We start from the raw sequence: 12,100 nt of genomic DNA, 5'->3' as shown, positions 1-12,100 counted from the left end.
GCTGCGGCCAAGAACGGGTGCAAGGACGACCGACCCCTTTGGAGGAACGGGTGCACACACCCGAGCGCGGCGGCCGACGGCGACCCGCACCGCCCAGAACCGATCCCGCCGGATTCTCGGCGTTCTACGAGGAGAACTTCGAGGCGGTGCTCACGTTCGTGACCCGTCGCACCGCCGACCCCCACCTGGCGGCCGACCTCACGGCCGACGTGTTCGTCGCCGCCCTGGAGGCCGCCGACCGCTACGACGCCCGGCAGGGAGCGCCGATCGCCTGGCTGTACGGCATCGCGCGCAACGTGATGTCCTCCCACGGCCGCGGCACGGTCCGTGAGCTGAGGGCGGTGGCCCGGCTGACCGGACGGCGGCTGCTGGGGAGCGAGGACATCGCGGCCCTGGAGGAGCGCATCGACGCCGAACGGGCCGTGCGGGAGCTCGCCGAACGGCACGGCGCCCTCAGCGAACCGCTGCGGGCGGTGCTCGACCTGGTGGCCGTCGACGGGCTGACACCCCGCGAGGCCGCCCAGGCCCTCGGCCTCAGCCAGGCCACCGTACGGGTCCGGCTGCACCGGGCCCGCCGCGCCCTGCGCGCCGCCCACCCGGAAGCGGGCGCCCCCGAGCAGGACGCCGATCGTCCAAGACTGCCCGACACCGCCCTGGAGAACGCATCATGACCACTCGTACTCCCGTCGGCTTCCAGCAGCGCCTCGGCGACCGGCTCACCGCCCTCGCCGCGGAACGAGCCGTCGCTCCCGCCCCGGTACGGCGCCGCTCCTGGGTGGCTCGCCACCGGCTGCCGCTCGCCCTCGCCGGGGTCGCCGCGGTCGGTGCCGCCCTGACCACCGTGGCCGTCGACCGGCCCGCCACACCGGCCCGTGCCACCCCCGTACAGCAGCCGCAGAGGATCACCACCGCCGCGTACACCCTGCAGCGCGAAGCCGACGGCCGGGTCAGGCTCGCCATCAGCGGACCGGACGGCAGACTGCTGGACACGGCCCGGCTGCAACGCGACCTCAACCGCCTCGGCGTCCCGGCCGTCGTCTACGCCGGGGACCCCGCGTGCACGGTGACGCCGACCAGCTCAGGAGACGACGCGCCCTCCGCCACCTGGCGCATCGAACTGGCCAAGGGCGGCAAGCCGGTCCTCACCGTCCGCCCCGACAGGATCGCCGCCGGGCAGCACCTGCTGGTCGCCTTCCCGCTGGTGCGTACCGATCCCGGCCGCGCCGCGTACGTCATCACGGCCGGCCGGATCGACGGCACCCCGCCCACCTGCGTCCCCGCCTGGCCCCAGGGCTCGAGCCGCTAACCCGGCACCACGGCGACCGGGCACCGCACCTCTTCCAGCACGTCGAGGGCTGTGTCGCCGGTGCGGCGGCCGACCACCACCAGCCCGGAGGTGCCGGCCGCGTGGACCAGTGCCTCGGCCGGAGCGAGCAGGACGACATCCTCCAGGACGTCGACGTCGGGGTACTTGCCCCGCCACGGCCGCAGGGCGTCGGACAGGACCTGCACCTCCTGGTCCTCCCAGGTGGCACGGTCCTCCTCCAGCACCGGCAGCGGCGAACGCTCGGCCGCCTGCGCGGGCAGCGCCCAGGAGTGCACGGCGTGCAGCGGCACCCCGCGCAGCCGGGCCTCCTCGAAGGCGAAGGCGAGCACGCCGCTCGCCGGGTTGCGGGCGTCGAGGCCCACCGTCACGGTCTCGGGGAGGCGGTACGGCGTCCACGCGACGACCACGAGCGGAGCCGTCCGGATCGGGGGAAGCCGGAATCCCTGGACCAGGCCGAGCACGATCAACTCCGCGTCGGGCCAGGCGCCGTCACCGGGCGGCGGGCCCTGCTCCACGCGCAGGGGCAGCGCGCGCAGCGCGGCCTCCCGTTCGGCCCAGGCGGCCGCGGCCCGGCCCTGGGGCGACTCGTCGACACAGGCGATGATCACTCGTTCCATGGCGTGCCGCCTTCCGGGCCGGGGTTTCCACTGTGCCCGGAAGGCGGCCCGCGGTGCAGGGCCGAACGGACCCGGGCACAGACCTGGCGGCCCATACCCGCCGGTAGGCGCGGGGCGGACGCTGGCAGCGAGGAGCAGACCGAGCGCAGGAGGTGCGCAGCATGCTGCCGCCCGTCATCGCGGCCGTCGACGGATCCGCCGAGAGTCTCGCCGCCGCGGAGTGGGCCGCCCGCGAGGCGGTCCGCCGTGAGCGGCTATTGCGTCTGGTGCACGTCTGGAACTGGCATCCGCGTCAGGACGAGGGCGAACCCGCCACGGCCGCCCAACGGCACTTGGCGCGGCGCGCGTTGCGTCAGGCCGAGGAGCGCGTCCGGCGCACCTGCCCGGGCGTCCGGGTCGAGGACGAGCAGATGGAGGGGCCCGCGACGGCCGCGCTGCTGAAGGCGGCCGAAGAGACCGACCTGCTCGTGCTGGGCTCGCGCGGACTGAGCGGCTTCACCGGCTTCCTGGTCGGTTCCGTCGCGCTGGGCGTGGTCGCGCGGGCCGCCTGTCCCGTCGTCCTCGTCCGCGCGGACGAGGGGGCGGCCGACGAGCGGTTTGCCGGCGACACCGGTGGTGTCGGGGACGTGGTGCTCGGCATCGATCCGACCGGTCCCTGCGACGAGGTGATCGAGTTCGCCTTCGAGGCGGCCCGCTCGCGCGGCGCGCGGCTGCGGGCCGTGTACGCCTGGCAGCCGCCGTCCCCGATCGGACTCGGTACCGGCGACATCGGCCTGCTGGCCGGTCCCCGGCGGGCCGAGGAGTGGCTCGGCTTCCTGAGCGCCGTGCTGCAGGTGTGGCGCGAGAAGTATCCCGGCGTCGAGGCGCTCGAGACGGTGACCGAGGGCCGGGCCCGGTCCGCGCTGCTGCGGGCCGCCTCCGGTGCGGGCCTGCTCGTCGTCGGCCGCCGCGTCACCGACCGGCCCGCGGGTCCGCGCACCGGCCCCGTCACCCACGCCGCCATCCACCACGTCGGCTGCCCCGTGGCCGTCGTACCCCACGACTGAGAGGTCGTCATGAGCAAGCCGACGAAGTACGTGTACACGTTCGCCGAGGGCGACCGGGACATGGCCGCCCTGCTCGGCGGCAAGGGCGCCGGACTCGCCGAGATGACCCGGATCGGGCTGCCCGTCCCGCCCGGGTTCACGGTGACCACCGACGCCTGCAAGGTCTATCTGGCCACCGGAGAGGAGCCGCCCGAGCTCGGCATCGAGGCCGCGCAGGCGCTGGCCGGCCTGGAGCGGGCCATGGGCCGCGCCCTCGGCGCCCCCGACGACCCGCTGCTGGTGTCCGTACGCTCGGGCGCCCGTTTCTCCATGCCCGGCATGATGGAGACCATCCTCGACATCGGCCTCAACGACCGCTCGGTCACCGGGCTCGCCAAGGCGTCCGGACAGGAGCGGTTCGCCTGGGACTCCTACCGGCGGCTCATCCAGATGTTCGGGCACACCGTGATGGGCGTGGACGGCGACCTGTTCGAACAGGCCATCGCCGCGCACAAGGCGCATGACGCGGACCTCGACACCGCCGAACTCGCCCGGCTCACCGAGGAGTTCAAGGCGATCATCCGCAAGGAGACCGGCGAGGACTTCCCCCAGGACCCGGCCGAACAGCTCTCCCGCGCCATCCGCGCCGTCTTCGACTCCTGGAACACCGAACGCGCCCGCGTCTACCGCCACCGTGAGCACATCCCCGAGGACCTCGGCACCGCCGTCAACGTCCAGGCGATGGTCTTCGGCAACCTGGGGCACGACTCGTGCACGGGAGTCACCTTCACCCGCGACCCGGCCACCGGCGAACGCGGCATGTACGGCGACTATCTGCCCGACGCCCAGGGCGAGGACGTCGTCGCCGGCGTGCGCGACGCGCTGCCGCTGAGCGAGCTCAAGACGCTCGACCCGCGCTCCTACGTCGAACTCGGCGACCACCTGCGCACCCTGGAGAGCCACTACCGCGACCTGTGCGACGTCGAGTTCACCGTCGAGCGCGGCAAGCTGTGGATCCTGCAGACCCGGGTCGGCAAGCGCACCGCCGAGGCCGCCTTCCGCATCGCCCACGACCTGCGCGAGGAAGGGACGATCACCGACGACGAGGCCCTGGTCCGGGTCGACGGCGCCGAACTGACCCGGCTGATGTTCCCCCGCTTCGACGTGCAGTCCGCCGACCGGCCCCTCGCCCACGGCGTGCCCGCCTCACCCGGCGCCGCCGTGGGAGCCGTCGTGTTCGACTCCGCCGAGGCGGTACGCCGAGCCGCCACCGGCGAACGGGTGGTGCTGGTGCGCCGCGAGACCACGCCCGACGACCTGCCCGGCATGATCGCCGCCCAGGCCGTGCTCACGAGCCGGGGCGGCAAGACCAGCCACGCGGCCGTGGTCGCCCGCGGCATGGGCAAGGTGTGCGTGTGCGGCGCCGAGGCCCTCACCGTCGACCCGGCGGGACGTCTCTTCACCACGGAGGCGGGAGTCGTCGTCCGCGAGGGCGACACGGTCTCCGTCGACGGCACCGCGGGCACCGTCCACCTCGGCGAACTGCCGCTCACCGCGTCCGACGTCGGCCGCGCCCTGGAGTCCGGCACCTCCACCGGCCCGCTCACCGAAGCCGTGCTCGGCGCCCTGGCCCACGCCGACGCGGTACGGCGCCTGGAGGTGCGGGCCAACGCCGACACGCCCGAGGACGCCGTCCGCGCCCGTGCGCTCGGGGCGCAGGGCATCGGGCTGTGCCGTACCGAGCACATGTTCCTCGGCGAGCGCCGGGCCCTGGTCGAGGCGATGATCCTGGCCCGCGACGACACCGACCGCGAGCAGGCGCTGGCCGCCCTGCTGCCGCTGCAGCGCGAGGACTTCACCGGCATCCTCGCCGCGATGGACGCGCTGCCCGTGACGATCCGGCTGATCGACCCGCCGCTGCACGAGTTCCTGCCCGACCGCACCGAGCTGGCCGTCCGGATCGCCCGTACCGAGCACCCCGACCCGCACGACGTCGAACTGCTCGCCGCCGTCGAGCGCATGCACGAGCAGAACCCCATGCTGGGCCTGCGCGGTGTACGTCTGGGCCTGGCGGTGCCCGGCCTGATGGCCATGCAGGTCCGGGCGATCGCGGAGGCGGTGGTACGGCGGCTGCGGGACGGCGGCACACCCCGCGCCGAGATCATGATCCCGCTCGTCGGCACGGTCGAGGAGCTGCGCCTGGCCCGCGCCGAGACGGAACGCGTCCTCGCCGAGGTCACGAAGGAGACCGGCGTCGCACTGGACTGCCCGATCGGCACGATGATCGAGCTGCCGCGTGCCGCCCTCATCGCCGACCGCATCGCCACGGCCGCCGACTTCTTCTCCTTCGGCACCAACGACCTCACCCAGACCACCTGGGGCCTGTCGCGGGACGACGCGGAGGCCTCCTTCTTCCCGCTCTACCTGGACAAGGGCGTCTTCGAGGTCTCGCCGTTCGACTCGATCGACCAGGAGGGTGTGGGACGGCTCGTGGAACTGGCCGTCGAGGCCGGCCGCACGGTCAACGCCCGGCTGGAGACGGGCGTGTGCGGAGAGCACGGCGGCGACCCCGCCTCGATCCACTTCTTCGACCGGGCGGGACTGGACTACGTCTCCTGCTCGCCGTTCCGGATCCCGGCCGCCCGCCTGGAGGCCGGACGCGCCGCTCTGACGGAGACCGCCGGGGCGAGTGACAGCAGGTGAGCGCCCCCCCGGGGACGGTGAGTGAGCCCGCCGCCCCCGGGTACCCGGCGGCGCATGGCGGTGGACAGGAGGACGGCGCGGCCGCGCCAGGCGCCGGTACGGCCGCGCACGCGGTCGTCGCTGGGGCGGGCGCTGCTGCGCTGGGCGACCACGACCGACCACAAGGTGATCGGCCATCTCTACATCACGACCGCCTTCTCGTTCTTCCTCTTCGGCGGGATCCTCGCGCTGCTGATGCGGGCCGAACTGGCCCGCCCCGGGCTGCAGATCGTCAGCCAGGAGCAGTACAACCAGCTCTTCACCATCCACGGCACGGTGATGATGCTGCTGTTCGCGACGCCCATGTTCGCCGGGTTCGCGAACGCCGTGATGCCGCTGCAGATCGGTGCCCCGGACGTCGCGTTCCCGAGACTCAACGCCCTGTCCTACTGGCTGTATCTGTTCGGCGGGCTGATGGTCGTCTCCGGGTTCCTGGTGCCCGGGGGAGCGGCGGCCTTCGGCTGGTTCGCCTACGCGCCCCTCAACAACTCCGTGCACAGCCCCGGCGCCGGCGGCGACCTGTGGGTGATGGGGCTGATCGTGACCGGCGTCAGCACCACGCTCGGCGCGGTCAACTTCATCACCACCATCCTGTGCCTGCGCGCCCCCGGCATGACCATGTTCCGGATGCCGATCTTCACCTGGAACGTGCTGTTCACGTCGATCCTGGTGCTGCCCGCGTTCCCGGTGCTGACCGCCGCCCTGTTCGCGCTGGAGGCGGACCGCAAGTTCGGGGCGCGGGTCTTCGAGGCGGCCGACGGCGGGGCCCTGCTGTGGCAGCACCTGTTCTGGTTCTTCGGCCATCCCGAGGTCTACATCGTCGCGCTGCCGTTCTTCGGGATCGTCTCCGAGATCATCCCGGTGTTCAGCCGTAAACCGATCTTCGGCTACGTCACGCTCGTCGGCGCGACCATCGCCATCACCATGCTCTCGGCGGTGGTGTGGGCCCACCACATGTTCGCCACCGGCGCGGTCCTGCTGCCGTTCTTCTCGCTGATGTCGTTCCTGATCGCGGTGCCGACGGGGGTGAAGTTCTTCAACTGGATCGGCACGATGATCAAGGGATCGCTGTCCTTCGAGACACCCATGCTCTGGTCGTGCGGCTTCCTGGTGACCTTTCTGCTCGGCGGCATGAGCGGTGTCCTGATCGCGTCGCCGCCGCTGGACTTCCATCTGACCGACAGCTACTTCATCGTCGCCCACCTGCACTACGTCCTGTTCGGGACCGTGGTGTTCGCGATGTTCGCGGGCTTCTACTTCTGGTGGCCCAAGTTCACCGGCAAGATGCTCGACGAACGCCTCGGGAAGATCCACTTCTGGACGCTGTTCGTCGGCTTCCAGACCACCTTCCTCGTCCAGCACTGGCTCGGAGAGCAGGGCATGCCCCGCCGCTACGCCGACTACCTGGCCGCCGACGGCTTCACCCTGCTGAACACCGTCAGCTCCATCGGCGCCTTCCTGCTGGGCCTGTCCACCCTGCCGTTCCTCTGCAACGTCTGGAGGACCGCCAGGTACGGCGAGAAGGTCGAGATCGACGACCCCTGGGGCTACGGCCGTTCCCTGGAGTGGGCCACCTCCTGCCCGCCCCCGCGCCACAATTTCACCGCCCTGCCCCGGATCCGCTCCGAGTCCCCGGCCTTCGACCTGCACCACCCGGAGGTGGCGGAGCAGGTGGCGGCGGGTCGGCAGGAGACGAAACAGGAGAGCTGATGCGCACCGAGTCCCGACTCTTCGCCGGCGTCGCCCTCTTCTTCGCCGTCACCGCCGCCGGCTACGGGTGGCGTTCCCGCGAGCCCGCCGGTACGGCCGCCCTGGGGATCGCCTTCCTGATGGCCGCGCTCGTCGCGTTCTTCCTGCACGTCCAGTACCGCAGGCGCGGTCGGCGGGCCCAGGACCGGCCGGACGCCGAGATCATCGACACGGCGGGCCCGCTGGAGTTCTTCTCCCCGCACAGCCCCTGGCCCATCGTCGTCGCGCTCGGCGCGGTCCTGCTCGCCCTCGGCGTCGTCTTCGGACTGTGGCTGGTGCTGCTGGGGTTCGGCGTCCTCGGGCTCGGTGTCTTCGGGATGGTCTTCCAGTACGCCGACCGTCCGGACCCGGGCTCCGAGCCCTCGGGTCCGCGGGCCCGGCCCGGTCAGCCCTCCAACTCGCGGTCCCGCTGAGCGAGTTCGCCGTTCCCGGACTCCCGCTCTGGGACCTCGCCGTCGCCCGGCTCGTGGACCCGGTCGCCGTAGTACCAGGAGCTCAGCGTGGCCCGCAGCCGCTCCAACTGCGGTCTGTGCCCGTCGGGTTCCGCCGAGGGCGGCGGCTCGGGCAGCCGGCGTGCGCGCAGTACGTACTGCTTCTCCTCGTCGAGCGGCTCATGGGCCTCGACGTAGCCGCCGGTGATCGTCTGGCGCACCGCGCCGGTCTCCTCGCCCTCGTGCAGTTTCTCCAGCTCGGACTCCTGCAGGGCCAGGCACACGCGCCGGGTGACCATCAGGGCCAGCGGCGGCAGCACCAGCACGGCGATGCGGAAGACCCAGGTCAGCGTGTTGAGGGAGATCTTGAAGGTGTGGGCGATGATGTCGTTGCCGCCGGCCAGGAGCAGGACGCCGTAGAAGCAGATGCCGGCGACACCCAGACCGGTGCGGGCGGGGTTGTCGCGGGGCCGGTCGCACAGATGGTGTTCCCGGTCGTCACCGGTCACCCAGCGTTCGAGGAACGGGTAGGCGTACAGCACCGCGAAGAGGGCGAGCGGCAGCACCACGGCGGGCAGCAGGACGTTCCACATCACGGTGTGCCCGGCCACCGCCGTCTCCCAGGGCGGCACCAGACGCAGCGAGCCCTCCAGGAAGCCGACGTACCAGTCGGGTTGGGAACCGGTGGACACCACGTCCGGACGGTAGGGGCCGTACACCCACACCGGGTTGATCTGCGCGAGCCCGGCCAGGACCGTCAGCAGACCGAAGACCATGAAGAACAGGCCGCCCGAACTCGCCGAGAACTGCGGGACCATGGGCTTGCCGACGGCGTTGCGGTTGGTGCGGCCCGGGCCCGCCCACTGGGTGTGCTTGAGGTAGACCACCAGCATCAGGTGGACGGCGACCAGTGCCAGCAGCAGTCCGGGGATCAGCAGGATGTGGAGCGAGTACAGCCGCGGGATCAGCTCGTGGCCCGGGTACTCGCCGCCGAAGACGAACATGCTGATGTACGTCCCGACGACCGGGATCGACAGCATGATGCCCTGCGCGATCCTCAGGCCCGTCCCCGACAGCAGGTCGTCCGGCAGGGAGTAGCCGGCGAAGCCCTCGGCCAGCGCCAGCACGAACAGGGTCACGCCGATCAGCCAGTTGACCTCGCGGGGCGGCGGAAGGCGCCGGTGAAGAAGATCCGCAGCAGGTGCACGCCGATCGCGGCGAGGAAGACCAGCGCCGCCCAGTGGTGGAGCTGACGGATCAGCAGGCCGCCGCGCCCGTCGAAGCTGATGTGCAGCGTCGACTGGTACGCCTCCGTCATCCGCACCCCGTCCAGCGGCCGGTAGGAGCCGTTGTAGACGATCTCCGTCATCGACGGGTGGAAGAACAGGGTCAGCCAGACGCCCGTCAGCAGCAGGACGACAAAGCTGTACAGGGCGATCTCGCCCAGGAAGAAGGACCAGTGGTCCGGAAAGGCCTTCCGCAGCAGCTTGCCGCCGTCGTACACGGGGAGGCGGGCGTCCAGCGCGTCGGCGGCGCGCTCCGCCGCCGGCCGGGTCCGGGCCGTACTCTTCCTGCTCAGCACGGCCCACGAGTGCCCGGGCGCCCTGGCCGGAAACGCCCGGGAACGGTCGACGGACGCGGATCAGGTGCGGTCGCCCTTCGGCTTGCCCCGTTGGTCGGGGGTGCCGTGCGGGGGCGGACTGGAGGGTTGCGGCGAGGTCGCGGGCGAGACCGGCGAGCGGGACCGGCCGCCGTGCTGCTCGGGACGCAGGGCGCCCGGGTTCCCCGAGGTCGGCTCGGCGCCCGAGCGCAGCTGTTCCAGGCGGGCCGACAGCAGCTCGGTCACCGGCAGCCGGCCGGCGTGCGAGCGCTCGTAGGCCAGCAGGTCCTCGACCTCGTCGGCGGAGAGTGACCGTACGCGGCTCTCCAGACCGCCGATCGGCAGATGGTCGTAGTCGGGCAGGGGCAGGGTGTTGCGGGCGGGGTCGGTCATGGCTCTCGCTTCCTCCCTCGGGCGTGCGGGGTGCCGGTCCTCCCGCGGGCGTGCCCGGGGCCCTGGGTCAGCCGCCCGGGCCGCCGCTGCCGAACGAACCGCTGCTGCCCTCGCTCCAGCGCGGCCGCTCCTTCGAGGAGGCCGTCCGGGACGGGGAGTTGCCGTGGTTCGGCAGCTCGTGCGGGGTCAGCCGCCGGTCACTGCGGGGCACCTCGTCGGGCTCGCGGTTCTCCTGCACCTCGCGCACCGGACCCCCGTCCGGCACCCGAGGCTGCTCGTGCGGCTTCGGCGGCGCGGGCTCGCGGCGCCGGACGCGGGCACCCAGGACGAAGGCGCCGATCAGCACCAGCACGATCACCACTCCGGCCGCGATCAGCCCCATGGCGGCGGCGCTGCTCGCGGCGATGTCCATCGATGCGTTGGTCATGGCACGCGGGTACCCCCGACCTCCGCCATGAACCGACTCACCTGCGAAAGCGGCTCCCGGCACGGTGTTTGACGCACGGGCCACCGGCTACCCGCACGGTGTGACAACGACGACGACACAAGAGGAGCTCTTCCGGTTCCTGGAGGACCGCTTCGCCTGCGCGCAGGCGTGCACCGAGTGCGCACGCTCGTGTGCGCTGCGCGCCAGCCTGGTGGACCCGGACGGGACGGAACAGCAGGAACTCGTACGACGCAAGGGCATCATGTGCGCGGAGGTGTGCGACGCGACCTGCCGTGTCCTGTCGGAGCAGAACCGGCTCGACGAGGCCGGCATGCGCATCCAGGTGGAATGGTGCCGCACCGTGTGCCTGGAGGCCGCTCATGTCTTCGACGGCTACCCAGGCGGCCAGGACGGCGCGAAGGCCTGCCGGGAGTGCGCGCAGGCGTGCACGGACTTCCTCGCCACGCTGAACTGACCCACCCCACGACCCGGCACGCGGGCGGCTCGGCGGCAGGCACCCGGGCACCGGCCCGGTCCTCGGCATTCCCAATTTCTGGAACACGTTCTACGGTGTGCGCCGTCAGGACCGGACTGGGAGCCTGGAGGCGCCGTGCACCTCGAATACACGCCCGAGCAGCAGCGGCTGCGCACCGAACTGCGCTCGTACTTCGCCGAGCTGGTGCCCGACAACGCCTACGCCCGGCACGGCGACCCGGCCGCCCAGAAGCGCTTCTACCGCGAGACCATCCGCCGCCTCGGCACGGACGGCTGGCTCGGGGTCGGCTGGCCCAAGGAATACGGCGGGCGGGGCCTCACGGCGATGGAGCAGTTCATCTTCTTCGACGAGGCCGCCCAGGCGGGCGTCCCCCTGCCGCTGATGGCCCTGAACACGGTCGGCCCGACGATCATGCAGTTCGGCACGGACGAGCAGAAGGCCTACTTCCTGCCCAAGGTGCTCTCCGGCGAGATCGACTTCGCCATCGGCTACAGCGAGCCCGACGCGGGCACGGACCTCGCTTCACTGAAGACGCGCGCCGTTCGTGACGGGGATGAGTACGTGGTCAACGGACAGAAGATCTGGACGACCAACGGCGACACCGCGGACTGGGTGTGGCTGGCCACCCGCACCGACCCGGACGCCCCGCCGCACAAGGGCATCACCATGCTGCTGGTGCCGACCACCGACCCCGGCTACTCCTGCACCGTCATCACCACCCTCGCCTCGCACGACACCACCGCCAGCTACTACGAGAACATCCGCGTGCCCGTCTCCCGCCGGGTCGGCGCCGAGAACCAGGGCTGGCGGCTGATCACCAACCAGCTCAACCACGAGCGCGTCACCCTCGCCGCCCACGGCACCATGGCCATCCGCGCCCTGCACGACGTGCAGCGCTGGGCCATGGAGACCAAGCTCGCCGACGGCCGCCGCGTCGTCGACCTGCCCTGGGTGCGCCGCCGCCTGGCCCAGACCCACACCAGGCTGGACGCGATGAAGCTCCTCAACTGGCAGATGGTCAACGCCGTGCAGAACGGCACCCTCACCCCGCAGGACGCCTCCGCGGTCAAGGTCTACGGCTCCGAGGCCCGCCGCGACGCCTACGCCTGGCTGATGGAGATCGTCTGCGCGGCCGGTGAGCTCAAGGAGGGCTCGGTGGGCGCGGTCCTGCACGGCGAACTGGAGCGCGGCTACCGCTCGGCGGTCATCTTCACCTTCGGCGGCGGCAACAACGAGATCCAGCGGGAGATCATCTCGTGGATCGGCCTGGGGATGCCGCGTGTACGGCGTTAG

11 protein-coding genes and 1 pseudogene are annotated in these 12,100 nt (G+C 72.0%); 8 read left to right on the top strand and 4 right to left on the bottom strand.

From position 1 onward, the window contains the following. The first annotated feature begins 50 nt into the window (after positions 1 to 50). Both ACWCQ1_RS03575 and ACWCQ1_RS03570 read left to right on the top strand, forming a co-directional pair. Positions 51 to 671 (top strand): RNA polymerase sigma factor, encoded by a 621-nt coding sequence (locus ACWCQ1_RS03575; RefSeq protein ID WP_358600339.1) that lies wholly within the window; start codon positions 51 to 53, stop codon positions 669 to 671. Further along, positions 668 to 1,306: a hypothetical protein gene (locus ACWCQ1_RS03570; protein ID WP_358600336.1), complete on the top strand. Its 639-nt coding sequence runs from the start codon at positions 668 to 670 to the stop codon at positions 1,304 to 1,306. The genes ACWCQ1_RS03575 and ACWCQ1_RS03570 overlap by 4 nt, the downstream gene beginning before the upstream one ends. Here the strand turns inward: ACWCQ1_RS03570 and ACWCQ1_RS03565 are convergent. After that, the gene (locus ACWCQ1_RS03565; protein WP_451025739.1) at positions 1,303 to 1,944 is read right to left on the bottom strand and encodes a universal stress protein; all 642 of its coding nucleotides are present in this window, start codon (positions 1,942 to 1,944) and stop codon (positions 1,303 to 1,305) included. The two genes, ACWCQ1_RS03570 and ACWCQ1_RS03565, sit on opposite strands and share 4 nt — an antisense overlap. A 161-nt stretch (positions 1,945 to 2,105) precedes the next feature. Here ACWCQ1_RS03565 and ACWCQ1_RS03560 point away from each other — a divergent pair, with 161 nt between their 5' ends. From ACWCQ1_RS03560 to ctaF, 4 genes are read left to right on the top strand one after another with little or no spacing between them, the layout of a single operon-like run. After that, positions 2,106 to 2,990 (top strand): universal stress protein, encoded by an 885-nt coding sequence (locus tag ACWCQ1_RS03560; protein WP_358600329.1) that lies wholly within the window; start codon positions 2,106 to 2,108, stop codon positions 2,988 to 2,990. A 9-nt stretch (positions 2,991 to 2,999) separates the two neighbouring features. Continuing rightward, positions 3,000 to 5,672, top strand: coding sequence for a pyruvate, phosphate dikinase (ppdK, locus tag ACWCQ1_RS03555; RefSeq protein ID WP_451025738.1), 2,673 nt, complete (start codon positions 3,000 to 3,002; stop codon positions 5,670 to 5,672). A 54-nt stretch (positions 5,673 to 5,726) separates the two neighbouring features. Next, positions 5,727 to 7,421, top strand: coding sequence for an aa3-type cytochrome oxidase subunit I (ctaD, locus tag ACWCQ1_RS03550; RefSeq protein ID WP_358600323.1), 1,695 nt, complete (start codon positions 5,727 to 5,729; stop codon positions 7,419 to 7,421). After that, positions 7,421 to 7,873: an aa3-type cytochrome oxidase subunit IV gene (gene ctaF / locus ACWCQ1_RS03545; RefSeq protein WP_451025737.1), complete on the top strand. Its 453-nt coding sequence runs from the start codon at positions 7,421 to 7,423 to the stop codon at positions 7,871 to 7,873. Before ctaD ends, ctaF begins: the two co-directional genes overlap by 1 nt. Here ctaF and qcrB read toward each other — a convergent pair. From qcrB to ACWCQ1_RS03530, 3 genes and pseudogenes are all read right to left on the bottom strand, one after another. Further along, positions 7,846 to 9,473 (bottom strand): annotated as a pseudogene (gene qcrB, locus ACWCQ1_RS03540) (cytochrome bc1 complex cytochrome b subunit). The gene ctaF and the pseudogene qcrB sit on opposite strands and share 28 nt — an antisense overlap. A gap of 60 nt (positions 9,474 to 9,533) precedes the next feature. Further along, a complete protein-coding gene (locus ACWCQ1_RS03535) occupies positions 9,534 to 9,884 on the bottom strand; it encodes a hypothetical protein (RefSeq protein WP_358600317.1) in 351 nt (116 codons plus the stop codon). Positions 9,885 to 9,951: 67 nt separating this feature from the next. Then, on the bottom strand, positions 9,952 to 10,311 hold the full coding sequence (locus ACWCQ1_RS03530) for a DUF6479 family protein (RefSeq protein WP_133048426.1): 360 nt from the start codon (positions 10,309 to 10,311) through the stop codon (positions 9,952 to 9,954). Between the two features lie 100 nt (positions 10,312 to 10,411). Between ACWCQ1_RS03530 and ACWCQ1_RS03525 the strand changes: the two genes are divergently transcribed. Continuing rightward, entirely contained in the window at positions 10,412 to 10,786 is a 375-nt protein-coding gene (locus tag ACWCQ1_RS03525) for a ferredoxin (RefSeq protein WP_133048427.1), read from the top strand. 135 nt (positions 10,787 to 10,921) lie between these two features. After that, a complete protein-coding gene (locus ACWCQ1_RS03520) occupies positions 10,922 to 12,100 on the top strand; it encodes an acyl-CoA dehydrogenase family protein (protein WP_358600313.1) in 1,179 nt (392 codons plus the stop codon).

It is taken from the genome of Streptomyces sp. NPDC002144 (genome assembly GCF_053593695.1).
Note: the sequence above shows the minus strand (reverse complement) of the source record. Positions and strands in the feature narration are given on the sequence as shown.